Annotated in this window: 23 protein-coding genes; 12 read left to right on the forward strand and 11 right to left on the reverse strand. The window is 59.3% G+C overall.

The genetic code is table 11. The annotated features are described in order from the left end of the window. The first annotated feature begins 140 nt into the window (after window positions 1–140). The 3 genes from hyfB to SKTS_RS14460 are packed head-to-tail and all read left to right on the forward strand — an operon-like array spanning window position 141 to window position 3,762. Window positions 141–2,159: a hydrogenase 4 subunit B gene (gene hyfB / locus SKTS_RS14450; protein ID WP_244617351.1), complete on the forward strand. Its 2,019-nt coding sequence runs from the start codon at window positions 141–143 to the stop codon at window positions 2,157–2,159. After that, entirely contained in the window at window positions 2,156–3,109 is a 954-nt protein-coding gene (locus SKTS_RS14455; RefSeq protein WP_173066479.1) for a respiratory chain complex I subunit 1 family protein, read from the forward strand. The genes hyfB and SKTS_RS14455 overlap by 4 nt, the downstream gene beginning before the upstream one ends. Continuing rightward, window positions 3,106–3,762, forward strand: coding sequence for a formate hydrogenlyase (locus SKTS_RS14460; RefSeq protein ID WP_173066482.1), 657 nt, complete (start codon window positions 3,106–3,108; stop codon window positions 3,760–3,762). The genes SKTS_RS14455 and SKTS_RS14460 overlap by 4 nt, the downstream gene beginning before the upstream one ends. 73 nt (window positions 3,763–3,835) lie before the next feature. Here the strand turns inward: SKTS_RS14460 and SKTS_RS19010 are convergent, their stop codons facing one another. Then, entirely contained in the window at window positions 3,836–4,006 is a 171-nt protein-coding gene (locus SKTS_RS19010) for a hypothetical protein (RefSeq protein WP_244617352.1), read from the reverse strand. A 35-nt stretch (window positions 4,007–4,041) separates the two neighbouring features. Here SKTS_RS19010 and SKTS_RS14465 point away from each other — a divergent pair, with 35 nt between their 5' ends. The 3 genes from SKTS_RS14465 to SKTS_RS14475 all read left to right on the forward strand — a co-directional run bounded on the left by SKTS_RS14465 (window position 4,042) and on the right by SKTS_RS14475 (window position 7,345). After that, on the forward strand, window positions 4,042–5,214 hold the full coding sequence (locus tag SKTS_RS14465; RefSeq protein WP_244617353.1) for a hydrogenase 4 subunit F: 1,173 nt from the start codon (window positions 4,042–4,044) through the stop codon (window positions 5,212–5,214). A gap of 4 nt (window positions 5,215–5,218) precedes the next feature. Next, a complete protein-coding gene (locus SKTS_RS14470; protein WP_173066485.1) occupies window positions 5,219–6,760 on the forward strand; it encodes a hydrogenase large subunit in 1,542 nt (513 codons plus the stop codon). A 72-nt stretch (window positions 6,761–6,832) separates the two neighbouring features. Beyond that, window positions 6,833–7,345: an NADH-quinone oxidoreductase subunit B family protein gene (locus tag SKTS_RS14475; RefSeq protein WP_173066488.1), complete on the forward strand. Its 513-nt coding sequence runs from the start codon at window positions 6,833–6,835 to the stop codon at window positions 7,343–7,345. Between the two features lie 22 nt (window positions 7,346–7,367). On the opposite strand, the gene era is transcribed toward SKTS_RS14475, so the two are convergent. The 9 genes from era to SKTS_RS14520 form a co-directional block, all read right to left on the reverse strand. After that, window positions 7,368–8,261: a GTPase Era gene (era, locus tag SKTS_RS14480; protein ID WP_173066492.1), complete on the reverse strand. Its 894-nt coding sequence runs from the start codon at window positions 8,259–8,261 to the stop codon at window positions 7,368–7,370. Then, on the reverse strand, window positions 8,254–8,925 hold the full coding sequence (gene rnc, locus SKTS_RS14485; protein WP_173066495.1) for a ribonuclease III: 672 nt from the start codon (window positions 8,923–8,925) through the stop codon (window positions 8,254–8,256). The genes era and rnc overlap by 8 nt, the downstream gene beginning before the upstream one ends. 15 nt (window positions 8,926–8,940) lie before the next feature. Next, window positions 8,941–9,327 (reverse strand): DUF4845 domain-containing protein, encoded by a 387-nt coding sequence (locus tag SKTS_RS14490; protein WP_173066498.1) that lies wholly within the window; start codon window positions 9,325–9,327, stop codon window positions 8,941–8,943. Between the two features lie 9 nt (window positions 9,328–9,336). Then, window positions 9,337–10,164, reverse strand: coding sequence for a signal peptidase I (gene lepB, locus SKTS_RS14495; RefSeq protein WP_173066500.1), 828 nt, complete (start codon window positions 10,162–10,164; stop codon window positions 9,337–9,339). A 119-nt stretch (window positions 10,165–10,283) separates the two neighbouring features. Continuing rightward, window positions 10,284–12,077, reverse strand: a complete 1,794-nt coding sequence (gene lepA / locus SKTS_RS14500; protein ID WP_173066503.1) for a translation elongation factor 4 — start codon at window positions 12,075–12,077, stop codon at window positions 10,284–10,286. Window positions 12,078–12,233: 156 nt separating this feature from the next. After that, on the reverse strand, window positions 12,234–13,184 hold the full coding sequence (locus SKTS_RS14505; protein WP_173066506.1) for a type IV pilus assembly protein FimV: 951 nt from the start codon (window positions 13,182–13,184) through the stop codon (window positions 12,234–12,236). A gap of 26 nt (window positions 13,185–13,210) precedes the next feature. After that, window positions 13,211–14,983 carry a GspE/PulE family protein gene (locus tag SKTS_RS14510; RefSeq protein WP_173066509.1) on the reverse strand — a complete coding sequence of 591 codons (1,773 nt, stop codon included), beginning with the start codon at window positions 14,981–14,983 and terminating at the stop codon, window positions 13,211–13,213. An 18-nt stretch (window positions 14,984–15,001) separates the two neighbouring features. Next, a complete protein-coding gene (locus SKTS_RS14515; RefSeq protein WP_173066511.1) occupies window positions 15,002–16,234 on the reverse strand; it encodes a PilT/PilU family type 4a pilus ATPase in 1,233 nt (410 codons plus the stop codon). A gap of 7 nt (window positions 16,235–16,241) precedes the next feature. Beyond that, window positions 16,242–17,072, reverse strand: a complete 831-nt coding sequence (locus SKTS_RS14520; protein WP_173066514.1) for a hypothetical protein — start codon at window positions 17,070–17,072, stop codon at window positions 16,242–16,244. A 201-nt stretch (window positions 17,073–17,273) separates the two neighbouring features. Between SKTS_RS14520 and trxA the strand changes: the two genes are divergently transcribed. After that, a complete protein-coding gene (gene trxA / locus SKTS_RS14525) occupies window positions 17,274–17,648 on the forward strand; it encodes a thioredoxin (protein WP_173066517.1) in 375 nt (124 codons plus the stop codon). A 15-nt stretch (window positions 17,649–17,663) separates the two neighbouring features. Here the strand turns inward: trxA and arfB are convergent, their stop codons facing one another. Further along, window positions 17,664–18,080 carry an alternative ribosome rescue aminoacyl-tRNA hydrolase ArfB gene (arfB, locus tag SKTS_RS14530; RefSeq protein ID WP_173066520.1) on the reverse strand — a complete coding sequence of 139 codons (417 nt, stop codon included), beginning with the start codon at window positions 18,078–18,080 and terminating at the stop codon, window positions 17,664–17,666. Between the two features lie 315 nt (window positions 18,081–18,395). Between arfB and SKTS_RS14535 the strand changes: the two genes are divergently transcribed. The 5 genes from SKTS_RS14535 (at window position 18,396) to SKTS_RS14555 (ending at window position 24,691) form a co-directional block, all read left to right on the forward strand. After that, the gene (locus SKTS_RS14535; protein WP_173066523.1) at window positions 18,396–19,379 is read left to right on the forward strand and encodes an ABC transporter substrate-binding protein; all 984 of its coding nucleotides are present in this window, start codon (window positions 18,396–18,398) and stop codon (window positions 19,377–19,379) included. Further along, window positions 19,376–22,174 carry a GAF domain-containing protein gene (locus SKTS_RS14540; RefSeq protein WP_173066526.1) on the forward strand — a complete coding sequence of 933 codons (2,799 nt, stop codon included), beginning with the start codon at window positions 19,376–19,378 and terminating at the stop codon, window positions 22,172–22,174. The genes SKTS_RS14535 and SKTS_RS14540 overlap by 4 nt, the downstream gene beginning before the upstream one ends. 158 nt (window positions 22,175–22,332) lie before the next feature. Further along, on the forward strand, window positions 22,333–23,148 hold the full coding sequence (locus tag SKTS_RS14545) for an alpha/beta hydrolase (protein WP_173066529.1): 816 nt from the start codon (window positions 22,333–22,335) through the stop codon (window positions 23,146–23,148). A 41-nt stretch (window positions 23,149–23,189) separates the two neighbouring features. Further along, window positions 23,190–23,462: a phosphopantetheine-binding protein gene (locus SKTS_RS14550; RefSeq protein WP_173066532.1), complete on the forward strand. Its 273-nt coding sequence runs from the start codon at window positions 23,190–23,192 to the stop codon at window positions 23,460–23,462. Next, the gene (locus SKTS_RS14555) at window positions 23,459–24,691 is read left to right on the forward strand and encodes a beta-ketoacyl-[acyl-carrier-protein] synthase family protein (protein WP_173066535.1); all 1,233 of its coding nucleotides are present in this window, start codon (window positions 23,459–23,461) and stop codon (window positions 24,689–24,691) included. Before SKTS_RS14550 ends, SKTS_RS14555 begins: the two co-directional genes overlap by 4 nt. Window positions 24,692–24,783 lie beyond the last annotated feature (92 nt).

Genomic DNA, 24,783 nt, shown 5'->3' on the forward strand with positions numbered 1-24,783 from the left:
TCGCCGAACTCCTCTGCACGGAAATTTCCCGGACTAGATTTTTTCCAGAAAACGGAAAAGACCTAGTTATGAGACTCCCGGGAACAATTCAAGTTCCACCAAAACAATAACACCGAACTTTTGAGGCTTCAGAAACTTTCGTGATTAGCATATCCAGCACTTTGCCAATTGATTGGGTCATCGGCGTCGTTGCGTTCTGGTTCCTCATCGGTCTGCTTGGTCTCGCGCTGCAAGACAAACCCCGTCTCATCACGGCACTGATTTTCCCGGCCGGAGCATTGGCCGCCCTGGTTCTGGCTGCTTCCGCCCTGGTTGCGCTCGGCCAGGGAGCCAGCGTGGCAACACTGCCGCTCGGCCTGCCGGACCTGCCTTTCCATCTCCGGCTCGATGCACTTTCGGCATTCTTCCTGCTGATTCTGGGGGCGGCCTCCTTCGGCATTTCGCTCTACGGCGCCGGCTACTTCCGTTCCATGGACAAGGCTACGCTGGGATTGCTGTGCTTCGAGTACCACCTGTTTCTCGCGAGCATGGCACTGGTAATCCTGGCGGACGATGCTTACATGTTCATGGTGGCTTGGGAGACGATGGCCATCTCCTCCTACTTTCTCGTCACCACCGACCACAAGATTCCCGAAATCCGCAGCGCCGGCTTCATTTACCTGCTCATCGCACATATCGGCGCCATCGCCATTCTGATGTGCTTCGGCGTGCTGGAAGGCGGTCAGGGTGACTACACCTTCGCCACCATGCGCCACCACGCGCTTTCACCCTTGTGGGCCAGCATCGCGTTTTTGCTGGCGCTGTTCGGCTTCGGCGCCAAGGCCGGCATGCTGCCGCTTCATGTCTGGCTGCCCGAGGCACATCCCGCAGCTCCCTCGCCGGTTTCCGCCATGATGAGCGGCATCATGCTGAAAACCGCCATTTACGGCATTTTGCGGGTGACGTTCGACCTCCTCCACACCAGCCAGTGGTGGTGGGGCATCCTGGCACTGACGCTGGGGCTGCTGACGGCGCTCTACGGGGTGCTCTTCGCCACGGTGCAATCGGACATGAAGCGCCTGCTGGCGTATTCCTCGATCGAAAACATCGGCATCCTCATCGCCGGCATCGGCCTGACCATCCTGTTTCATTCCAGCAACCAGGACCAGGTGGCCGCGCTGGCCCTGGTCGCCACGCTCTACCACGCGCTCAACCATTCGTTTTTCAAATCGCTGCTGTTCCTTACCACCGGTTCGGTGCTGCATTCCACCGGGGAACGCAACCTCGGCAAGCTGGGCGGCCTGATCCACAAGATGCCCTGGGTGGCGCTGCTGGCGCTGGTGGGCGTGCTCGCCATCTCCGGCCTGCCGCCCCTCAACGGCTTCGTTTCCGAATGGCTGCTGCTGCAGGCATTCCTGCTCGCTCCCAACATGCCCCACCAGCTCTACATCAGCATGCTCCTGCCGCTGGGCGCGGCGGCGCTTGCCCTGGCCGGCGCCCTTGCCGCCTACGCCATGGTCAAATTCTACGGCATCATTTTTCTCGGTCAGCCACGCGAAGAACGGCTCGCTGAAGCCCACGACGCAGGCCCGCTGGAACGGGCGGGCATGCTCTGGCTAGCGGGCTGGTGCGTGATACTAGGCCTGTCCCCGGTGTTTTTTATCCTCCAGATCGACAACGTCGCGATGGCCCTGGTCGGTCGCGACCTCGGCGGCAGCGCCGCCAGTAGCGGGTGGCTCTGGCTCACCCCGGTCGCCGCGGAACGCGCCAGCTACAGCCCGCTGATTCTGTTCCTCATCATTCTTGCCGGCTTCATTTTCACGTTCTTGTTCGCACGCAAGTTCTACCATGGCAAGGTGCGCCGCGGCCCGGCCTGGGACTGCGGCTATCCCGCCCAGACGCCGCGCATGCAGGACAGCGCTGAAGGCTTCGGCCAGCCGATCCGCCAAATTTTCGAACAATTCTTCGGTATCGTGCGCGAGGTGCCCAACCCCTTCGATACCCACCCCCACTACCACGGGGAAACCCGCGACCAGATCTGGGACCTGATTTACCATCCTGTCGCCCGTCTTGCCGAGTGGCTGTCCGCGCTGATCGGCAAGCTGCAGCACGGCCGCATATCCCTTTACCTGCTGTACAGCTTCGTTACGCTCATGGCGTTGCTGGCTTTCGTCCGATGAATACTTCGACCTTATCATTGCAGTTGCTGCAAAACATGCTGGTCGTCCTCGCCGCGCCGCTCCTGCTCGGCTGGGTAAATACCTGTCGCGCCTGGATGCAAAGCCGTAGCGCGGCAGGCATCTTCCAGCCCTACCGCAACCTGGCCAAGCTGTTTCAGAAGGACGCAGTGCTGGCCCACAACGCCTCCCCGCTGTTCCGCTACACCCCCTACATCCTGTTCGTCAGCATGTGGCTGGCCGCCGCGATGGTGCCTGTGATTGCCGTGGATCTACCGCTTTCCACGGTAGTCGACGTCATCGCGCTGGTGGGCGTATTCGCCTTGGCACGGGTGTTCATCGCGCTGGCGGCGATGGACGTCGGCACCTCGTTCGGCACGCTGGGCGCGAGGCGCGAAATGCTGGTTTCCTTCCTCGCCGAGCCGGCGCTAATGATGGTTTTCTTTACCGCCGCCGCCATCAGTCATTCAACCTCGCTCACCACCATCGTGGGCGTGCTGGCGCACAAAGAGTTCGTGCTGCACCCCAGCCTGGCGTTCGCCGCCATTGCTTTCATCATGGTGCTGCTGGCCGAAAATGCGCGCATCCCGGTGGACAACCCGTCCACCCACCTCGAACTCACCATGATCCACGAGGCCATGATCCTGGAATACTCGGCGCGCCATCTGGCACTGATCGAATGGGCTAGCGCCATCAAGCTGTTCGCCTACATCACCATCGGCTTTGCCCTGTTCCTGCCGTGGGGCATTGCCGGCGTGGGCGAATGGAACGCGCTGCCGCTGGCGCTGGTACTGCTGGTCATCAAACTCGCCGCGGCGGGTTTCGGTCTGGCCCTGCTCGAAAGCGTATCGGCCAAGCTGCGTATCTTCCGCGCCCCGGAATTCCTGGGGACGGCATTCCTGCTGGCAGTGCTGGGCATACTCACTCACTTCCTGCGGACTAGCGTGGCATGAACATGCAAGGCCAACTCATCGATCTCTTCGCATCCCTGTTGCTGCTCATTTCTTTCGCCATGCTCGCGCAGAGACGGATTCTCAGGTTGATCAACCTGTTCGCCTGGCAAGGCCTGATACTGAGCGTTTCCACCTTGGTCGTGGCGTGGTCGTCGCACCAGCACCACCTGTATTACTCCGCCGGCCTGACCCTGCTGCTGAAAGTCATATTCCTGCCCTGGCTGCTGCACCGCCTGATCCGCAAGCTCGACATCAAGTGGGACGTTGAAACCCTCATCAACATACCAACCACCATGCTGATCGGCATCGGCCTGGTGGTCTTCGCCTTCAACCTGGCCCTGCCCATATCCGCACTCTCGGCAACCATCACCAAGAGCACGCTGGGCATCGCGCTCGCCACCGTACTGCTGTCGTTCATGATGATGATCACGCGGCGCAAGGCGGTACCCCAGGTGATCGGCTTCCTGGCCATGGAAAACGGATTGTTTTTCGCCGCCACCAGCGCCACCTACGGCATGCCGATGGTGGTGGAACTGGGCATCGCACTGGACGTGCTGGTGGGCTCTTTCATATTCGGCATTTTCTTCTTCCACATCCGCGAGACGTTCGACAGCCTGGACATCAAGCATATGGAAAAGCTGAAAGAGGATTGAACGTGGAAATTATCTGGCTGCTCAGCATTCCTCTCGCCGGCGGGCTTTTATTAGCGCTGCTGGGTGGCAAACGCTATGCGCCCGAACTCAATTCGCTGATGAGTTTCGGCACCTTGGTCGCCTCCGCCGTACTGACATTGAAGATCATCAGCGGCGGCCCCATGACCGCCTTCGGCGAACAGTTTTTCATCGACTCCTTCAACGTGTTCCTGGTCGCGCTGACCGCCTTCGTGGCATTCACCACGTCGCTGTTCTCGCGCCCCTACATGCGCATCGAGGATGCATCACGGCAAGCTCAGCCGCAACATGCTGCGCCTCTATCACAGCATGTACCAGCTGTTCAGCTTCACCATGCTGCTGGCGCTCACCACCAACAACATGGGCATCCTGTGGGTGGCCATGGAAGCAGCCACGCTCACCACGGTGCTGCTGGTTTCGCTGTACCGCACCCCGGCGTCGCTGGAAGCCGCGTGGAAATACTTCATCCTGTGCGGCGTGGGCATCGCCCAGGCGCTGTTCGGCACCATCCTGCTCTACTTCGCGGCGGAAAAAGTGCTCGGCGCCGGGGGTACCGCGCTGCTGTGGACGCACCTCAACGCGGTCAAGACCGAGTTGGAACCAACCGTGCTCTCCCTCGCCTTCGTCTTCCTACTGGTGGGCTACGGCACCAAGGTCGGGCTGGCCCCTCTGCACAACTGGCTGCCCGATGCGCACGCCGAAGGCCCGACACCTATCTCGGCCGTGCTCTCCGGCCTGCTGCTCAATGTTGCCCTCTATGCCGTGGTGCGCTCCAAGGTGCTGGTGGATGGCGCGCTGGAAACCCACTTCGCCGGCAACCTAATGATGGGCTTCGGGCTGCTGTCGGTGGTCATGGCGGCATTCTTCCTGTCGCGCCAGAAAGACATCAAGCGCATGTTCGCCTATTCTTCCATCGAACACATGGGGCTGATGACCTTCGCCTTCGGCATGGGCGGCGCGGTGGCAACCTTTGCCGCGCTGCTGCACATGACCGTTCACTGCCTAACCAAATCCGCCATCTTTTATGCCGTCGGCCACGCTACGCAGAACGCCGGCACCCAGCTCATGGACGGCATCCGCGGCTTGATCAGGACCAGCCCGACCATCGGCTGGGGGCTGATCCTTGGCAGCCTGGCGATCCTCGGCATGCCCCCGTTCGGCGTTTTCGCCAGCGAATTCCTAATCATCACCACCGCCATGCACGAACACTCGTGGGCCACGCCGTTCCTGCTGATCGCGCTGGGCGTGGCTTTCGCCGCAATTTTCGGCAAAGTGCAGCCAATGGTGTTCGGCGAAACCGAGGCATTACGCCTGCCCCATCCGCCTGCACTGATACCGGTGTTCGTCCACCTGGGGCTGGTTTTGATGCTGGGCCTGTACATCCCGCCCTACCTGGCCGACTGGTACCGCCAGGCAGCGGCGTTGCTGGGTTAATTTCATGAGCGATCCCGTACTGCAACTAGAAGAACTCAAGACCGGTCTTCCCGCCTGGCGCGCCACCGTGGATGCCGGGCAGTTCCGTGCCACCTGCGCCAGAGTCCGCGACGGCGGCGGACGCCTGATCGCGCTGTGGGGCAGCGACGAACGCGCCCGCGGACAAGGCTTCGCGCTGCATGCGGCCATGATGGACTCTCCCGGCCTGGTCTGCCTGACCCTAGCGCTGGACAGCAACGAGCCGACTTACCTTAGCATTATCGATATTTTCCCCACCGCCAACCGCATGCAACGCGCGCTGTACGACCTGCTCGGCATCGTTGCGCAGGACAGCCCTGACACGCGCAAATGGCTGCGCCACGGCGCTTGGCCGGAAGAGCTGTTCCCCCTGCGCAAGGAATTCGACCTCAAAACCCAGCATCCGTTGAGCGACGACGCCTATCCCTTCGTCACCGTGACCGGCAACGGCGTGCACGAGATCCCGGTTGGCCCGGTGCATGCAGGCACCATCGAACCCGGGCATTTCCGCTTCTCCATCATCGGCGAACGAGTGCTGCGATTGGAAGAGCGCCTCGGCTACAAGCACAAGGGCGTGGAAAAGCTTGCCGAAACCATGACCGTGGAGCAAGGCGCCAAGCTGGCCGGACGAATTTCCGGCGACAGCACCGTCGCCTATGCCTGGGCCTACGCCATGGCGGCGGAAAACCTCGCCAACCTCACCCCCGAGCCGCGCGCCGTGTGGCTGCGCGCGTTGCTGCTGGAACGCGAGCGCATTGCCAACCACCTCGGCGACCTCGGCTATCTCGGCAATGATGTCGCCCTGGCATTCGGCTTCGCACAGTTCTGGCGCCTCAAGGAAGACTGGCTGCGCGGCAACCAGGCGATGTTCGGCCACCGTTACCTGATGGACAGCATTATCCCCGGCGGGGTCGCGGTAGATCTCAAGCCCGCCGATTACGGCCGCCTAGTGAAAGATGGCGATGAACTGGAACGGGAAGTGCGCATCCTGCGCGATATTTACGAGGAGCACGCCGGGGCCCAGGACCGCTTCGTCACTACCGGCCGCGTCAAGCCGGAACTGGCGGCAAACCTCGGGCTCACCGGCTTCGCCGGCCGCGCCAGCGCCCAGTCATGGGATCTGCGCGCCCAATATCCGAGCGCCCCTTACGACCAACTCGACGTGCGCATGGCGACCCATAGAAACGGCGACGTGGCGGCGCGGGTGATCGTACGCTTCGAAGAAGTGTTCGAATCGCTGAGATTGTGCCGCCTGATCCTCGACCGCATGCCGGCCGGCCCGGTCCTCACGCCCTTTCCGGACGTACCCGAAAACGCTTTCGGCGTCGGCATGGTGGAGGGCTGGCGCGGCGAGGTACTGATGGCATTGCACAGCGGCAAGGACAACCGCATCGAACGCCTGCACCCGCATGACCCGTCGTGGCAGAACTGGCCCCTGCTGGAACACGCCGTGATCGGCAACATCGTGCCGGACTTTCCGCTGATCAACAAATCGTTCAATTTGAGCTACACAGGAACGGATTTATGAGCAATCAGCGGTCAGCTATCAGCCAGACCGCCAGATGCTGACCGCTGACAGCTGATTACTGAGAGCTATTAAATGTACCAGATCATCAAGCAGATGCTGCGCACCGGCATCAAGACCGAAACGCCACCCGCCACGGACGAGTCTCTGCGGGTTGTTCAGCAGCGCCTGCAGGAAGACATTCTCAAGCACTTCGGCCGCGCGCTGGCCATCCGTCACGTCGATGCGGGGTCATGCAATGGCTGCGAACTGGAAATTCACTGCCTCAACAACCCCTACTACAATCTTGAAGGCCTGGGCATCAACTTTGTCGCCAGCCCGCGCCACGCGGACATGCTGCTGGTCACCGGACCGGTGACGAAGAACATGGAAGTCGCCTTGCAGCGCACTTACGACGCCACGCCGGACCCCAAGCTCGTGGTCGCGCTCGGCGACTGCGGTTGCTGCGGGGGGATTTACGGCGAAAATTACGCCAGTTGCGGCGGGATTTCGAATGTCATCCCGGTGGATGTCGCCGTTCCCGGTTGCCCGCCCACTCCCACGGCGATCATGCAGGGCATCCTGACCGCCATCAGCAAGGGCGCTTGAGAAAAGCGGTTCGGTTTTTCGGCTAGTCGTAGCCCAGGCTTTTCAGCGCCCGTTCATCGTCAGCCCAGCCGCCCTTGACCTTGACCCATACTTCCAGGTAAACCTTGCCGTCGAACAGCTTTTCCATGTCCTTGCGGGCCTGGGTGGCCATCTCCTTCAGCTTCTCGCCGTTTTTGCCGATCAGGATCGGCTTCTGGCTTTCGCGGTCCACGATGATGGCAGCGAAAATTCGGCGCAGCTTGCCCTCCACCTCGAACTTCTCGATTTCGACGCTGACGGAGTAAGGCACTTCGTCACCAGACAGGCGGAACACTTTTTCGCGCACGATCTCAGCAGCGAGAAAGCGTTCGCTGCGATCGGTAATTTCGTCCTCGCCGTACATCGGCGTGCCCTCGGGCAGGTGGCTGCGAATCTCCTGCAGCAATTGATCCAGTTGCGGACCTCCACGCTGGGCGCTGACGGGCACGATGGCCGCGAAGGGAAAAAGCGCCGACATTTTCTCGATGAACGGCAGCAATTTTTCCTTGTCGTCGACCTTGTCGACCTTGTTCAGCACCAGCACCACTGGCCGGTTGCGCGGCAGAAGTGCAAGCACCTTTTCGTCGCGCGCATCGAAACGCATGACCTCGATCACGAACAGGACCACGTCCACATTCGACAAAGTCTGGGTGACGCTGCGGTTCATCACGCGGTTCAATGCGCTCTGGTGCTGCGTCTGGAATCCCGGCGTATCGACGAAGATATACTGCACATCAGCATCGGTACGGATGCCGGTAATGCGGTGACGGGTAGTCTGCGCCTTGCGCGACGTAATGCTGACTTTTTGCCCGATGAGGTGGTTGAGCAAGGTCGACTTGCCGACATTGGGGCGGCCGACGATCGCGATGTAGCCGACTTTCATGCTTGCGTCAGTCATGAGTTGCCGCCTGATAAGCAGCAACGGCTGCGTTCTGTTCGGCGCTGCGGCGGCTGTGACCCTCGCCCAGCGAACGGATATTGAGGCCGGGGATAATGCATTCCACTTCAAACTCCTGTTCGTGCGCCTCGCCGCGTATCGCCAGCACCTCATATTGCGGCAAGGCGAGTTTGCGGCTTTGCAGATATTCCTGCAGTTGGGTTTTGGGGTCCTTGGCGAGGGTTTTCGGATCGAGATCCTGCAGCAGCGGCTCGTACAGCGCCAGGATCATCCCTTCTGCAGCGACAAATCCCGCATCGAGGTAAACCGCACCGATGATGGCTTCCAGGGCATCGGCCAGAATCGACGGACGGCGAAAGCCGCCGCTTTTCAACTCGCCTTCGCCCAGCATCAGCATCTCGCCCAGTTTGAGCCCGGATGCGACCTCGGCCAGCGTCTGCTCCTTGACCAAGGCAGCACGCATGCGGCTCAGATCTCCTTCGGGCAGACGCGGGTAGGTTTGATACAGCCGGGCAGCGATGGCGCAGTTCAGAACACTGTCACCGAGAAACTCCAGCCGCTCGTTATTCGGCGAGCCGTGGCTGCGATGCGTCAGCGCCTGGCGCAACAACTCCGGTCGTGTGAATTCATATCCCAGCTGGCGGCAGAGTGCGCGGTATTTCATGCGTGGGCAACGGCTTTAGTCAATCGGCTTCTTTCCTGGCGCGGAACCCGAAGTAGACGCCTGGAACTCCATCAGGGCGCTGAGGTTGCCGACGAGAGGCACGGTAACCGAGTAGTTTGCGTTCACCACGGTTGTGCCGCGATCCTTGCTGATTTCCAGGTCGGAGCCCTTGATCACGTTGACGTTATCGATCACCGCACGTTTGTCGAAAGAATCCCTGACTTCAGAAGGCGTCATGCCTGGCAGAGAAGAGTCCTTGGCCATGACGCCGATAATTTTCTCCACCGACCAGTATTCAAGATACGGCGGGATCAGTTTCATGACCAGGATGGCACCGAATACCACGATCATCCCGACAAATATCACACCGAAAAAAGTCATCCCCTGCTGATTTTTTTTCATCCCCATCTCCTAGTTGATCATCTGTCCGACGCGTTTCAAATCCATTCCAACAAACACGAACTCCCTGGCATGCCACCAGATCATGATCGCCTTGCCGACGATGTTGCGGTCCGGCACGAAGCCCCAATAGCGGCTGTCGTTGCTGTCGTCGCGATTGTCGCCCATCATGAAATACTGCCCCGGCGGCACGGTACAGCTAAAACCGTCCTCATTGTAATCACAGTTGGCGCGCGACGGAAACGCCCTGACGTCGCCCAGACGCACGCTGGGGAACTCGGGCAGGAGCAACACCGCATGCTTGTGACTGCCCAGCTGTTCATAGGCGCGTTTGGCAGTGACATAGTTGAGACCGCTCTTCTCGTAGCCGAACTCCTCGCCGCGGTCTTCCATCGCCACCGGCTTGCCGTTGATGGTCAGCCGCTTGTCGCGGTAAACGACGCGATCACCCGGCAGTCCGACCACGCGTTTGATGTAATCGAGTGACGGGTCTTCCGGGTAGCGGAACACCATCACATCGCCGCGCTGCGGCTGGTTCACCTCGATGATTTTGGTATTGACGACCGGCAGGCGAATGCCATAGGTGTACTTGTTGACGATGATGAAGTCCCCCACCAGGAGCGTCGGCAGCATGGACCCGGAGGGAATCTTGAACGGCTCGACCAGGAAAGAGCGCAACAGGAACACCACCAGGATGACCGGAAAGAAACTCTTGGCGTATTCGACCAGGATTGGGTCCTTGGCTTCCTTGGCGCGGTGCGGCTTGCCCAGATAAATATCAAACAGCCAGATGGCGCCGGTTAACAACAGCGCGACCAGCATGATTAAAGCAAAATTCATTTGTTACCCCGAGTGAGGGGTGAGGGGTGAGGGGTGAGGGGTAAAACCGGGTTCGGTGCGTGGTGTTGACTTTCCACCTCACCCCTCACCTTCTCACCCCTCACCTTCTCACCCCTCACCTACTTGTTATCCACTTGCAAAATGGCCAGGAACGCTTCCTGCGGAATTTCCACGTTACCCACCTGCTTCATGCGCTTCTTGCCTGCCTTCTGTTTCTCCAGCAACTTGCGCTTGCGCGACACGTCGCCGCCGTAACATTTCGCCAGCACGTTCTTGCGCAACGCCTTGACGTTTTCGCGCGCCAGAATCTGCGAGCCGATGGCTGCCTGCACCGCGATATCGAACATCTGGCGCGGGATCAGCTGGCGCATCTTTGCGGCCAGTTCTCGGCCGCGATAAATCGAATTGGCACGGTGCACGATCACCGAGAGCGCATCCACTTTCTCGTTGTTGATCAGGATATCCACCTTGACCAGATCGGCGGTGCGGAATTCCTTGAATTCGTAGTCCAGCGACGCATAACCGCGGCTGGTGGACTTGAGCTTGTCGAACAGGTCCATCACCACTTCATTCATGGGCATGTCGTAGGTCAGCATCACCTGCCGCCCCATGTACTGCATATTGGTCTGCGAACCGCGCTTCTGTGTGCACAGGGTAATCACGGCCCCGACATATTCCTGCGGCACCAGGATGGTGGCGGTAATGATCGGTTCGCGGATTTCCTCGATCTTGGACAGGTCGGGCAGCTTGGACGGATTCTCGATTTCCAGCACGGTTCCGTCGCGCATCACGACCTCGTAGATCACCGTCGGAGCGGTGGTAATGAGGTCCATGTCGTACTCGCGCTCCAGGCGCTCCTGCACGATCTCGAGATGCAGCAGGCCGAGGAAGCCGCAGCGGAAGCCGAATCCCAGCGCCTGCGAGGTTTCCGGCTCGTATTGCAGCGAGGCGTCGTTGAGCTTGAGCTTCTCCAGCGCATCGCGCAGCGCTTCGTAGTCGTGCGACTCCACCGGGTACAGTCCGGCGAACACCTGCGGCTTGATTTCCTTGAAGCCGGGCAGCGCCTCGCTGGCGGGATTGTTCGCCAGCGTCACGGTATCGCCCACTTTGGCGGACTTCAATTCCTTGATGCCGGCGATGATAAACCCCACCTCGCCTGCGGAAAGCTGCGTCCGGATAAGAGACTTGGGGGTGAACACGCCGACCTGCTCGCACAGATGCACATCGCCGGTGGCCATGAGACGAATCTTGTCCTTGGGTTTGAGCATACCGTCCACCACCCGCACCAGCATCACCACGCCGACGTAGTTGTCGAACCAGGAGTCGATGATCAGCGCCTTGAGCGGCCCATCAGGATTGCCCTTGGGCGGGGGGATGCGCGCGATCACCGCTTCCAGGACATCCTGCACGCCCAATCCGGTCTTGGCACTGGCGAGCACTGCATCCTTTGCGTCGATGCCGATGATATCCTCGATTTCCTGGATAACTCGCTCCGGCTCGGCGCTGGGCAGGTCGATCTTGTTGAGCACCGGTACGACTTCCACGCCCTGCTCGATGGCGGTATAGCAGTTGGCCACGCTCTGCGCTTCAACGCCCTGGGACGCGTCCACTACCAGCAGCGCGCCTTCGCAGGCAGCCAGCGAGCGGCTGACTTCATAAGAGAAGTCCACGTGTCCGGGGGTGTCAATCAGGTTGAGGCGGTAAATCTGGCCGTCGCGCGCCTTGTATTCCAGCGCAGCGGTCTGAGCCTTGATGGTGATGCCGCGCTCGCGCTCAATATCCATGGAATCCAGCACCTGGGCTTCCATTTCACGGTCGGAAAGTCCGCCACAGAGATGGATGATGCGATCGGCCAGGGTGGATTTGCCATGGTCGATATGGGCGATGATGGAAAAATTGCGTATATGGTTCATGCTCGTATGCAGCAAAAAGGGCACGGTCGGTGCCCTTTTCCGTTTTAAATTAAAGGCGAATTCTAACGGATTTCCGCCCGCGATGCACTCACGGTCGGGGATGAATTACCGCTACCAGCACAGCGAGCACGGTTTGAGCAAAGCAAGTACGCCGCATCATGCAGCCATGGGTTGCGTGACAGCCATTTTCTGCTTGATTTCGAGCACACCGATCAATATCAAGAGTTCGCGGAATGCTTCCAGATGGAGTCCTCCGCGTTCGCCGTTACGATTATCCTGCGTCAGGCTGTGTAAATAATCCAGACAGTCCAGGTAATCCGCGCCATTCCACTGCGCAGTGACTTTGGCGAACAAATGCGGAAAATGCTCCAGCCCCGTCAGTTCGTTGCTGCGTGTATTTGCATCTTCCCAAGTGGGTAAGGTCACATTGAAGCGCCCCCTGATTTCGGCAGCAAGCTTCTCGAACTCCTGGCGCAGTCCCTGGGCATGCAGGACATCCAGCAGGCTCATCCAGACATGAGCCGGGGCAGCTTCGTTGGCCTCGACATGATGGCGCAACACCCCGATCGCCATATCCATGCGCCCCAGCAGCAGAAAGACCTCCGCCTCCTCCTCGACGCTGGACAGTTCGTCTACCGTCACCGTAGTGTCCTGATCCAGGGGTATCCAGTACTTGACCGCCTCCCCGCTTATGGCTCCACCGGCATGCGACTCGTGCGGCGCAGGAACAACACGACGTGGCATATCGACGAGCGGTGCTGAAGGCATCCCGGAACGGCGCCCAAACCAGAAAAACACCAAGCCGAGTCCCGCCCCTCCCAGCAGCAGCCATAGCGTGCCGTTCGATTTGGTTTCAGCGTTGGCGGCGGCAGGCATGGGCTGGATATTGCCCGGCACGACTGCTTGCCGCTCCGCGACTTCAGCAGAAGGCGCCTGAACACCGTTCGCGCCAGCCGCAACAGCAAGCGCTTGTTCGGCCCCGGCGTGCATCGTGAAGAAGAACGCCACCAGCAATGTAATTCTGGAAAAAATTCGGGGAGAGTAATACATGATTGCCTTGCTGTTTGAGTCACCGCGATTATACGGTGCGCAGTAATTTGCATGCATCGGGGAATCCCCGATTTTCCGCTACCTCACAGCACTTCCAGGCAAACCCGATAGACTTCGGAGAGCGAAGTATCGTGTTGACGTGCCAGTTGAATCGCATTGTCGGTCAGGGTAACCATCCCTTCCGCAACGGCTATCTTGCGCAGATCGCTGGCGGCGATACCCGGCATGATGTGGCCACGTATGTTTTCGTTGACAGCGAGCAATTCGTAAGCCGCAAGGCGACCGAAAAAACCGGTATTGTTGCAGCGTTCGCACCCCTGCCCTTTGTAGAATTTCTCGTCTAGCGGAACTTTCAGGCTGGTGCGGATGAACGGGTCGACATCTTCCTCTGCCATGCAATGCGGACAATTGCGCCGCACCAGCCGCTGCGCAATGACGCCGATGACTGCCGATTTCAGCAAATAGGGCTCCACCCCCATTTCCACCAGCCGGATAATGGCGCCCGGGGCATCGTTGGTATGCAGGGTGGACAGCACAAGGTGCCCGGTGAGCGCGCTTTCCACGGCGATCTTTGCCGTTTCCTCGTCGCGGATCTCGCCGATCATGATGACGTCCGGATCATGGCGCAAAATATGACGCAGAGCCTGGGGGAAGCCGAAATTGATCTGCGGCAGAATGTGAATCTGGCGCATGCCCTCGAATTCGTACTCGACCGGGTCTTCCACCGTCACGATATTGAGGTTGTTGCGTGCCACTTCACGCATGGCGGCATAGAGCGTAGTGGTCTTGCCAGAACCGGTCGGGCCGGTGACCAGCAGAATTCCATAGCTCTTGTTGATGAGATGGGTGAACAATTGCTCATCGCGCGGGTTGAAGCCGATGTCTTTCACCGAGCGCAGCCCTTCGCCCTTGTTGAGCAGGCGGATCACGATGCTCTCGCCGAACTGGCAGGGAATGGTCGATATGCGCATATCGACGATATTCTTGCCGTCCAGCATGCGCGAACGGCCGTCCTGGGGCAGACGATGCTCGGCAATATTGAGGCGGCTGATAATCTTGATGCGGCTTACGATGGCCGGCAACAGCCCTTTCTGAATCTCGCGTTTCTTGACCAGGGTGCCGTCCACCCGGTAAAGCAGATCCACTTGCTTGCTGCCGGGACGGATGTGGATATCCGAAGCGCGCTGGTGGATGCCGCCCAGGATGATATTGTCCACCAGCTTGACGATCGGCGTCTCGTTCGCCAGTCGCTCCGCTTCTTTCCATATTTCCAGATCATCCTCGTAATAATAGTCGGACAGTTCGAGGCGATCGAGTTCCAGCTCCTGTTCCTGCGTATCGAAAAACTTGTTGATGGCGGCGTTGATTTCTTCCCGCGGCGCGAACACCGGTTCGATGGCACGCTGCGTGATGAAAGTGATGGCATGGATGGCTGCGGTATCGAGCAGGTTCTCCATCGCCAGCACCAGGCGATCTTCATGAAACATCAAAGGGATGACATGGTGTTCGCGCGCCAGTTCTGGCGTGATCAGGGCGAGCGCCCGGTGGTCGAAATCGAAACCGTTGAGGCACACGACCGGTGCGCCCAGGGATCGCGATACGGCAAGATAAATCTGGAGTGAAGTCGCCACACCCATGTCGGACAAAATGGCGCCCAGCTTCATGCCATGATGCTTGCTCTGGTAAGCGAGGGCCTCATCCAGCTGTTGCTGGGTGATCACCTTCTCCTGCACCAGCAGACTGCCGAGGTTGGTGTGGTGGAACTGTTGCTGCGCCTTCAGCACAGATTCCAGCTCGGCGGCATTCAGGACCGTGCCGTCATGGCCTTTGCTTACAGGTAAGGCGCTTTCTTGCATGGAGTTGTATAGTTTCTATCAGCGCTTTGGAAATCCAGAGGGCCCCGAGCCGATCTTGTCGAGGAACTCGGGGTTAATGGTGAAACCTTCGAGGCTTTCACCCACGTTCAAACTGGCTTCACTGAGTTCGACCGCGGTATTCGCCTTTTGCCCGCCTTTGCCCCCTTCCTGCACGGAATTGCTGATTAGCCACTCCATGTCGGTACGCGAATCGGCGTTGGAAAGCGCCTCTTCGCGGCTGATCTTGCCGGCGATAAAAAGATCCAGCAAGGAACGCTCGAAGGTCTGCGAACCGGCGTTGAGGCTTTGCTCGATGGCGTCCTTGAGCTTTTCCACCTCGCCCTTCTGGATCAGCTCGGAAACATAGAAAGTATTCATCAGTACTTCGACTGCCGCCACCCGCTTGCCGTCCACACCCTTCACCAGGCGCTGCGAAACGATACCCTTCAACGTCATGGACAGGTCGAGCAGTAGCGACTCGCGCTCTTCCTCGGGGAAGAAACTCACGATCCGGTTGATGGCGTGGTAGGCATTGTTGGCATGCAAGGTGCCCAGGCACAGATGGCCGGTCTGGGTAATGATCAACGCCTGCTTCATGGTGGCGGTATCGCGAATCTCGCCGATCAGCAGCACATCGGGCGCCTCGCGCAAGGCATTGATCAGGGCCGTGGCATAGGATTCGGTATCGATCCCGACTTCGCGCTGGTTGACCAGCGACTTGTTGTGCTTGTGGACGAACTCGATGGGATCTTCGATGGTGAGGATGTGCCCGGCCTTGTTCGCGTTGCGGTGGTTGATCATGGCGGCCAGGGTGGTGGACTTGCCCGAACCGGTGGCGCCCACCACCAGGATCAGCCCGCGCTTCTCCAGCACCATGTCCTTCAGCACCGCAGGCAGACTCGTGCCGTCCAGCGTGGGGACCAAGTGGGTGATATAGCGCGCCACCATCGCCACGCTGCCGCGCTGGCGAAATACATTAATGCGGAAGCGTCCGGCACCCGGCACGGAAAGCCCGAAATTCAGCTCATTTTTTTCCTCGAAGGTGCGGATCTGCTCCTCGTTCATGATCCCGTAGATAGCCCTTTTCACCATCTCGACATCGAGAACCTGGCTGTTGAGCGGCCGCAATTCACCCTCGATTTTTATGTATGCCGGGGCGCCGGCCGAAAAGAACAGGTCGGAAGCCAGCTTCTCCGCCATGAATTTGAAGGCTGGTGTGATATCTATTTTGGAGTCCTGGCTGTTTTCCATAATGCACTTAATCCCGCGACAGCAATGATTTCAGGGCGCCGAACAAGCCTTTTTTGCCCGATGATTTTTCTCCCTCTGCGCCCGCGTCAAGTTTAGCAGCAGCGCTCTGATTGAGCTTGGCGTAGGCTGCGTCTGGATTGGCGCGTTTAACGGCGATTTTCTGTTTAATCGCCTGCTGGTGGCGGCCCAGTTCCATAAAATTGGTCGGTTTTCCCAGCAGATATTTGGCAAATTCGTCGAGCAACGTTTCGTCCACCTCGTCGGCGTCGAAGGTGAATTCGTTAACGGTCAGGCCGTTTAAATTCTTGATGGCGAGGAAAATCTTGGCGTTCTCGAAGTCCGCGGAAAATTTTATATGGACCGGAATTTCATTCACCACGTCGAAGGTGGCGCGGTCGACATGGCCTTTCTCATTCTTGAATTCGGTGCACTGGAACTTGACGTTGGCCTGCCACAGGTACTGCCGCTCCATCTCGATCAGCGAGGGAGAGTTTTTCTCGATCACTATTTTCTGGCTGGTCTTGCAGGAAAAGCGCAGATAGATCACCTTGATGAACTCTTTTTCATCGACGTGAAAACGGTCGGTATTCACCACGAAGCGCTCCGGGCGGAAGTCGTCTATCGTTCCGAAGCCGTCGATGTAATAGGTTCGAGTCGTGTTGGCGGAAACCGTGTTGAGGTGTTTTGCCAGTTCCTGCAAATACAGAAGTATCGCCCTGAGCCTTGACTGCACCAGCAAAAAGCTTTGCGTCACCTCCATGGCACGCGCCTGTGTCAGGTTCTGCTCCTGCTCTTTTAGCGCATCTGCCTCTTTTTTCAGCTCGTCAAGAAAAGCCATGTTCGTCCTACCCCAATAACCGCAATAAACCTTGTTCATTGTATGCCAAAAATTGGAAAGGGAATAAATCGGCCATGCAGTATAATTTTTCGCTAATATTTCGAACCATGAAACGCATGATGCATGCGTCCATACCCGTATATCGGCCTTGCACCAAACAGCCGAGGGAAGAACGAGAAAACAACCATAAGGAGTAAACACATGGCCACAGTAGAACTGAACAAGGACAATTTCGCCGGCATCATCAACGGCAACGATCTCGTGGTCGTGGATTTCTGGGCACCGTGGTGCGGACCGTGCAAAGCTTTCGCGCCCACCTACGAAGCTGTCTCGGAAAAGGTTTCCGGCGTCACCTTCGCCAAGGTCAACACCGAAGAAGAACAGGAATTGGCGCATCACTTCCAGATCCGCTCGATTCCCACGCTGATGATTTTCCGCGAACAAGTCATCATCTTCGCCCAGCCAGGCTCCATGCCCGGGCATGCGCTGGAAGAGGTCATCGAGCAGGCCCAGGCGCTGGACATGGCGGAAGTGCACAAGCAGATCGCCGAAGAAGAAGCCAAACAGCAGGGATAGAAACCGTAACCGGCACTACTCGCTTACAGCCCCTCGCCCGCGCTTGGTCTCGGCGCGCTGCTTCTTGCTTTCCAGGCGGCGTTTCTTCGATGCCAGGGTCGGCCGGGTAGCGACACGCGGTTTGGGCTTTTCGGTCGCGCGGCGAATCAGCTCCACCAACCGGGCAATGGCGTCCTGCCGGTTGCGTTCCTGGGTACGGAAGCGTTTGGCCTCGATCACCACTTCGCCTTCGGTGGTCAAACGGCTCCCCGCCAGCCGCAGCAAGCGAGTGCGTACATCCTCAGGCAGCGATGGCGAATGGGCAACGTCAAAGCGCAACTGCACGGCACTCGACACCTTGTTGACATTCTGGCCGCCCGGCCCGGACGCGCGAATGAATTGCAGCCCGATTTCGCGTTCGTCGATAGCAAGTTGTGGCGTAATCCTGATCATTACGCCATGGTAGCAGCCGAAACGACCCCGCCAAAACAATTCAGAGGGTTTGGTCAAGCGTATTTGAAACGCTGAGCCCCCCGCACAATGGAACCAGATATAAAGCGCTGACAGTACCCGCAATCATGTCGAAGCGCCATCCGAGTTCGATGGCTTTTAAAGCGACAACTTCGGTGTACGTTACATTCCCATGGGCTTTGGGGATTTGGCCGGCACCTTACAGCGACTACATAACACCCCCAGCAGGGCTGGAATGCTGGTGTCTGATTGGAATCGTGGTGGTAAGATTTGCTTTAAACCCCGGGGAGAAGAAGGATGCGCAAGGTCTGGATTGCTTTAGCTCTGGCGTTATTGCTGGCGGGCATCTACTGGCTGATCCCGGGCTTGCGTACGCCCGCCGTAAAAACTTACGTAATCAGCGTAATTCAACTGACTTCGGTAGACTCGGCAACCTTCGCCGGCCTGGTGGAAGGCTTGGCGGAACGGGACTACAAGGAAGGCAAGAATATCGTTTTCCTGAATGACGGCCCCGCAGGCAGCATCGACAAACTTGCACCCATGATCGCCCGGCATCTTGCCCACAAGGTCGACATGATTTTCGTTTCGAGTACGCCGGCAGCCCTGGCAGTAAAGCATGCGACCGAGGGGAAAAACATCCCGGTGGTGTTTGCCCCGGTCAATGATCCGGTCGGGTCAGGCATTGTGCAGAGCATACAGAAACCGGGCGGCAACATTACCGGGATACGGCTGCCCGCAGGAGACGACGTGCGCATGCAGTGGCTAACCAAGCTCGCGCCGCACGTCAAACGCGTACTGGTGCCTTACACGCCGGGCGACAAGAGCGCGCTGGCCTCCCTGGATCTGGCCCGACAGGCGGCGCAAACGCTGGGCTTGGCGCTGATCGAGCGCGAGGTCGGCAACGAGGCAGCGCTGCGGCAACTGTTGTTGTCGCTTCCTGCCGAAGCCGAGGCCATTTTTCTTCCCCGCGACAGCAGCGTGGAATCGCACATCCGGGAGATTGTCGCCGCCGCGGAACAGCGGCACCTGCCGCTGTGCGCGCCCAGCCTGAGCCAGGTGGAAGCGGGCGCGCTGCTGAGTTACGGCTTCGCGCATCGAGAAATTGGTATTCAGGCGGCGGGACTGGTCGACCAGGTGCTGCGCGGCACTCCCCCAGCCGACCTGCCGGTGGAAACGGCGGAAAGCCATCTCGCCATCAACCTGCGAACAGCCCAGGCGATCGGCCTGCCCATACCGGATGAAATCCTGTTCCAGGCCGAGAAAGTGATCCGGCAACCATGACTAACGCCAGCCTGCGCAACCAATTGATCGCGGCTTTTGTCGGCCTCGCGGTCGTTCCGTTGCTGCTGGCTGGGGTGTTGCTCGGCTGGCACATCTATTCGGTGCACCTCAGCGACGCCTATGCGCGTCAGAAAATGCTGGCTCAGAACGTTGCCGAGCAGGTTACGAATTTCCTCGGGCGTTTTGAACTGGCACTGGAAGAAGCGTCGACCTTGTCCAATTTTGTCGCTCTGGACACCATCGAACAACGGCGCGTAATGGAACGTCTGCTCGCCAAACAGCCCCCTTTTCGTGAAGTCTGGTTATGGGACGATGCCGGCCGCGAACGCATCCATCTATCCAAGTACCGGCTGCCCCATGCCGCTGGCTACCGGGATGTAACCATCGAAAATCTCTTTCACGAAACACTCAAATCCGGGCACAGCCAATTCGGCCCGATCTATTACGACCCCACCAACAGCGAGCCCATGCTCGACATGGCCATGCCGCTAAAGGATCAGCGGAGCGGAAAAACCGTAGGCGTGCTCGGCGCTCAACTGCGCGTCAAGGCCATCTGGTCCCTGGTCTCCAGTGTAAAAACCGAGAAGGGCGAGCTGGTTTATATCCTGGATACAAAACAGCGCATCATCGCCCACCGCAACCCCTCCGTGGTGCTGCGTGAAATCCGTGCCAGTCTGCGCCCCGACCAGCGGCAAGTCGGACTTGACGGCGAAGAAGTGTTCGTTGCCACCCATCCCGTGCAACTCGGCCAGCAGACTTATACCGTGGTGGTCGAGCGCGCCGTTTCGGTAACCCGGATTCCCGCGCTGACCGGGGTAAAAATTGTCGGTATCGTGATGGTTCTGGCCCTGGGCGTCGCACTGGCGATCTTTTACGCGGCCATGCGCCGGATTGTCGCGCCCATCCGGGAGATAGCCTCGACCGCGCGCGCCATCCGCGACGGAAATCTGGAACGCCAGGTAGCGGTGAGCAGAAAAGACGAAATCGGCGATCTGGCAAGCTCCTTCAACAGCATGACGGTCAAGCTGCGCAGCACGCTGCTGGATCTGGAAAGCGAAATACAGGAACGCAAACAGAAAGAGTTCGAGCTGCACAAGATCAACAAGGCCTACATCGCGCTTTCCATGTCGAACCGCGCGGTTATTCTCGCCCGCGACGAAATGGAACTGTTCCGCGAAATCTGCCGCATCGTGATCGAGGAATGCGGCTACCGCTTGTCCTGGATCGGCCTGGCCGAAAACGATGAGGAAAAAACCGTGCGCCCGGTGGCGCAGGCCGGGTTTGAAGATGGCTATCTCGAAACCCTGCACCTCACCTGGGCCGACACGGAGCGGGGACGGGGGCCGACCGGCACTGCCATTCGGGAACGTCGCGCGATCATCAATCAGGACATTCACAACAATCCGGCGTTTGCGCCCTGGCGGGAGCAGGCATTGAAGCGCGGTTATGCCTCGTCAGCCGCCTTCCCGCTGATCACGGGCGATCAGGTATGGGGCGCCCTGATGGTTTACTCAGCCGCGCCGAGCGCGTTCATTGAAGAAGAAGTCCGGCTGCTGTTCGAACTGGCCAACAACATCGCCTTCGGCGTGGCGGCTCTGCATGCCGAAAAGGAACGCCGGCATGCGGCGGAAGTATTGCGGCAGGAACGGGATTTCATCGGTGCGGTCCTGAATACTGCCGGCACCATCATCGTGGTAATGAACCGCCATGGCCACATCGTCCGCTTCAACCGCACCGCGGAATTGCTGACCGGCTACCGTTTCGACGAAGTGGCCGACCAGCCATTCTGGGAGAATTTTCTGCTGCCTGAAGAAAAAGCGGCGGTGAAGGGTGTATTCGACAACCTGGCTCAGGGCCAGATGGTCGCGCGCCACGAGAATTACTGGCAGATGCGCGACGGCTCTCGGCGCTTGTTCGACTGGTCCAATGCAGTCCTGCGGGACAAAGCCGGGTCCATCAACTACATCGTGAGCATCGGCGTCGACATTACCGAACGCAAGCGCGCCGAGGACGCCTTGCGCGAGTTGAATGCCTCGCTCGAACAGCGGGTGCGCGAACAGACCGAAGAAAACCTGCTGAAGGAACGGCTGCTGCTGCAACAGTCGCGGCATGCCGCGATGGGCGAAATGGTCAGCATGATCGCGCACCAGTGGCGCCAGCCGCTCAACTCCCTGGCCATCCTGCTGGCCAACATCCGCGACGCTTTCGAGTTCGGCGAACTCGATAAGCACGGCATGAACGATTTTCACGACTTCGGCAACAGGCTGATACAGCGAATGTCGAAGACCATCGACGACTTCCGCAATTTCTTCCAGCCAAAATTACCGGACGAGTTCGACGTGGCAAGGGAAATAAGAGATACGGCAAGCCTGGTGGAACCCAGCCTGAGGAACAACAATATCGCGCTGGAAATTCAATGCGAGGAAGGCGTGCAGGCATTGGGCTCGGCCAACGAGCTGGGCCAGGTCGTACTCAACCTGATCGTGAACGCCAAGGAGGCCTGCCTGGAACGGAAAGTCGCCGTTCCGCGCGTCACCATCAAACTTTTGCGGCAGGACGGAACGGCCAGCATTACGGTGGAGGATAACGCCGGCGGCATCAGCCCGGAGATCGCGGAGCGGGTGTTCGACCCCTATTTCACCACCAAGTCCATGGGCACCGGGATCGGCCTCTATATGTCGCGCATCATCATTGAACGCCACATGGGTGGGAATATCAGCTTCACCAATACCGGTTCCGGCGCGTGCTTCACTTTGAATTTTCCTCTCGTCCCGCCACCTGAATCGAAAAAATAGGCCGCCAGCGGCCGCGCCAGTGCAGTTCGGGAAGTGTCCGAACCGCCGCGAACCCGACTCAGCTGCCCGTGAAAGAATCCTGTAAGCAATCCCGGATAGACTAGGCGCCCCTCTTAACGCAACACAAATCAGGGGTGTCCAAGATAGAAACGATTCAAATGTCGGGCGGAAGAGATGCGATCCTGCTGCTGCATGGCCTTTATGGCAACCCATTGGAAATGCAGTATATCGGGCGCAAGCTGCAGCGCGCCGGATACGCGGTGGAAATCCCCTACATTCACGGCTGCGGCGTTGCCGACACACGCTCTCCGCGCCAGACGACACCCTGGGAGAACTGGCTGGAGCAGGTCGAAGCGCACTTTCGCAACATGCAGTGCACTTACGAACACGTCAGTGTCGCCGGACTGTGCATCGGAGCGGATCTGGCACTGGCGCTGGCGCTGGAGCACAGCGCGAACATCCACGCCTTATGCCTGTATTCGACGACGCTCTACTATGACGGCTGGAACGTCTCCCGATGGCGCTTCCTGCGTGCACTCGCCTACTACACCCCCTTACGCTACATGCTTTTCTACCACGAACGGCATCCCTATGGGCTGAAAGACGAGCGCATTCGCCAGTGGGTCGCGAAACAAATGGAGAAGGGGGTGGAAACGCCTGCGGGCGCGGCCAGATCGCCATTTACCGGCGTTTACCAGGCGGAGCGGATGATGCGCCACTTGCGCCGCAACCTGCACCGCATCACTGCGCCGACACTGATACTGCACGCACTGGAAGACGATTTCGCCAGCCCGAGAAGTGCCGATCTGGTCGAAAGCAGGGTGTCATCCCCGACCGTTCGCAAGGTGATACTGCAAGACAGCTATCACATTATTACCCTGGACAACGACAAGGAGCGCGTCGCCCAGGAAACACTGGACTTCATGGCCGCGCAAGACGGCAAATCCAGCCAGACCTTGGCGCTGGCGGCATGATCGATAGCGGACAGAACCACATACAGGATCAGACAAACACCATGGATTCATTACACAGCGTTCAGCAACTGCTAATCGAAGAATTCGGCCTGACCCCGGAACAGGTACATGCCGAAGCGATACTCGAGGATTTGGGCGTCGATTCGCTGGCCACCATCGAGTGCATGTTCCTCCTCGAAGACATGTTCAAGGTGCGCTTTCCCGGTGGCGATACGGTCGTCATCAAGACGGTCGGCGATATCGCACGCGAGGTCGACCTGCTGCTGGCCCAGCAGGCCAGTGCCGCACCGGCGCAGATTCCGGCGCACGTGTGAAACGTGTCGTCGTCACGGGTATGGGCACCGTCGCCCCCATGGGTGGCGATGTGTCTTCCTTTTTTGCGGCACTGCTGGCCGGACACTCGGGTGTGCGCAAGCTCGACACACCCTGGGCCGGATCGCTCACGGCGGGCATCGTCGCGCCGGTAACCGAGGAAATCGCCAGCCACTTCCCCAAGCTCAAGCTCATTTCGCTGGATCGCGTGTCGCAATTGTCGCTGCTCGCGGCACGCCAGGCAGTCACCCAGGCAGGCATCGATTTTTCAGGGGAACAAGGCGAGCAATGCGGTATCTACTGGGGCACCGGCATGGGCGGCGCAAACACCCTGGAAAGCGCTTACAACGACCTGCTGATCCACTCCGCCACGCGCTTGAAACCGACGACTGTGGTCATGGTCATGAACAACGCGTCGACCGGCCAGATCGGCATCGAGTTCGACATCCGCGGCCCGAGCTACACCTATTCCTCGGCCTGCTCTTCATCCGCAGTGGCCATCGGCGAAGCCTTCCGCGCCATCCGCTTCGGCTTGGTCAAAACGGCCATTGCCGGCGGGGCCGAAGCGATGCTCACGCAAGGGGTCATCAAATCCTGGGAATCGCTGCAAACCCTTGCACGGGTAGACGCAGAGCGCCCCGAAACATCCTGCCGGCCGTTTTCCGCCGACCGCTCCGGTTTTGTCCTCGGCGAGGGTGCCGCGGCGCTGATCCTGGAAGAAGAAAGCGCGGCAAAGGCCCGCGGCGCAACGATACTGGCTGAAATAGCGGGCTACGGCAACACCACGGACGCGACGCACATCACCCAGCCCGAAGCGTCAGGGCAGGCGCGGGCGATGCGCCTGGCACTGGCTGAAGCCGGGCTGAACCCTGAACAGGTCGACCACATCAACGCCCACGGCACCGGCACCAAGGTCGGCGACCTGAGCGAAACCCACGCGATCAAGCAGGTGTTCGGCGCACGGGCCGGACATATCCCCATTTGCGCCACCAAGGCGCTGCACGGGCATCTCATGGGCGCAACCGGCGCCGTCGAAATGCTCGCCGCCATCGAGACGCTGCGCACGCGCACCGTGCCACCGACCGCGCACCTTTTTCATCCCGACCCCGAGTGCGATCTCGATTACGTCGCCGAAGGCCCGCGGGAATTGGCCAGGCTCGACGTCGTCATGTCCAACTCCTTCGGCTTCGGCGGCAACAACGCGGTCATCGCAGTAAAACGCCATTCCTGAGCCCCCGGGAACGCCCGATCGGGCCGCGTTTAACGTCTATAGCCGGATTCGTCGTGGCATAATAGCCTGTCAGCATGCAAGCGCTTTTCGTC

This window comes from Sulfurimicrobium lacus, assembly GCF_011764585.1.
Classification (GTDB): Bacteria; Pseudomonadota; Gammaproteobacteria; order Burkholderiales; family Sulfuricellaceae; genus Sulfurimicrobium; species Sulfurimicrobium lacus.

What these genes read in the sequence shown, in the direction of transcription:
- SKTS_RS14455 (WP_173066479.1), top strand. Translation starts at nt 2,156, where the DNA reads ATGAATACTTCGACCTTATCATTGCAGTTGCTGCAAAACATGCTGGTC.
- SKTS_RS14460 (WP_173066482.1), top strand. Translation starts at nt 3,106, where the DNA reads ATGAACATGCAAGGCCAACTCATCGATCTCTTCGCATCCCTGTTGCTG.
- SKTS_RS14465 (WP_244617353.1), top strand. Translation starts at nt 4,042, where the DNA reads ATGCATCACGGCAAGCTCAGCCGCAACATGCTGCGCCTCTATCACAGC.
- SKTS_RS14470 (WP_173066485.1), top strand. Translation starts at nt 5,219, where the DNA reads ATGAGCGATCCCGTACTGCAACTAGAAGAACTCAAGACCGGTCTTCCC.
- SKTS_RS14475 (WP_173066488.1), top strand. Translation starts at nt 6,833, where the DNA reads ATGTACCAGATCATCAAGCAGATGCTGCGCACCGGCATCAAGACCGAA.
- era (WP_173066492.1), bottom strand. Translation starts at nt 8,261, where the DNA reads ATGACTGACGCAAGCATGAAAGTCGGCTACATCGCGATCGTCGGCCGC.
- rnc (WP_173066495.1), bottom strand. Translation starts at nt 8,925, where the DNA reads ATGAAATACCGCGCACTCTGCCGCCAGCTGGGATATGAATTCACACGA.
- SKTS_RS14490 (WP_173066498.1), bottom strand. Translation starts at nt 9,327, where the DNA reads ATGAAAAAAAATCAGCAGGGGATGACTTTTTTCGGTGTGATATTTGTC.
- lepB (WP_173066500.1), bottom strand. Translation starts at nt 10,164, where the DNA reads ATGAATTTTGCTTTAATCATGCTGGTCGCGCTGTTGTTAACCGGCGCC.
- lepA (WP_173066503.1), bottom strand. Translation starts at nt 12,077, where the DNA reads ATGAACCATATACGCAATTTTTCCATCATCGCCCATATCGACCATGGC.
- SKTS_RS14505 (WP_173066506.1), bottom strand. Translation starts at nt 13,184, where the DNA reads ATGCATGCAAATTACTGCGCACCGTATAATCGCGGTGACTCAAACAGC.
- SKTS_RS14510 (WP_173066509.1), bottom strand. Translation starts at nt 14,983, where the DNA reads ATGCAAGAAAGCGCCTTACCTGTAAGCAAAGGCCATGACGGCACGGTC.
- SKTS_RS14515 (WP_173066511.1), bottom strand. Translation starts at nt 16,234, where the DNA reads ATGGAAAACAGCCAGGACTCCAAAATAGATATCACACCAGCCTTCAAA.
- SKTS_RS14520 (WP_173066514.1), bottom strand. Translation starts at nt 17,072, where the DNA reads ATGGCTTTTCTTGACGAGCTGAAAAAAGAGGCAGATGCGCTAAAAGAG.
- trxA (WP_173066517.1), top strand. Translation starts at nt 17,274, where the DNA reads ATGGCCACAGTAGAACTGAACAAGGACAATTTCGCCGGCATCATCAAC.
- arfB (WP_173066520.1), bottom strand. Translation starts at nt 18,080, where the DNA reads ATGATCAGGATTACGCCACAACTTGCTATCGACGAACGCGAAATCGGG.
- SKTS_RS14535 (WP_173066523.1), top strand. Translation starts at nt 18,396, where the DNA reads ATGCGCAAGGTCTGGATTGCTTTAGCTCTGGCGTTATTGCTGGCGGGC.
- SKTS_RS14540 (WP_173066526.1), top strand. Translation starts at nt 19,376, where the DNA reads ATGACTAACGCCAGCCTGCGCAACCAATTGATCGCGGCTTTTGTCGGC.
- SKTS_RS14545 (WP_173066529.1), top strand. Translation starts at nt 22,333, where the DNA reads ATGTCGGGCGGAAGAGATGCGATCCTGCTGCTGCATGGCCTTTATGGC.
- SKTS_RS14550 (WP_173066532.1), top strand. Translation starts at nt 23,190, where the DNA reads ATGGATTCATTACACAGCGTTCAGCAACTGCTAATCGAAGAATTCGGC.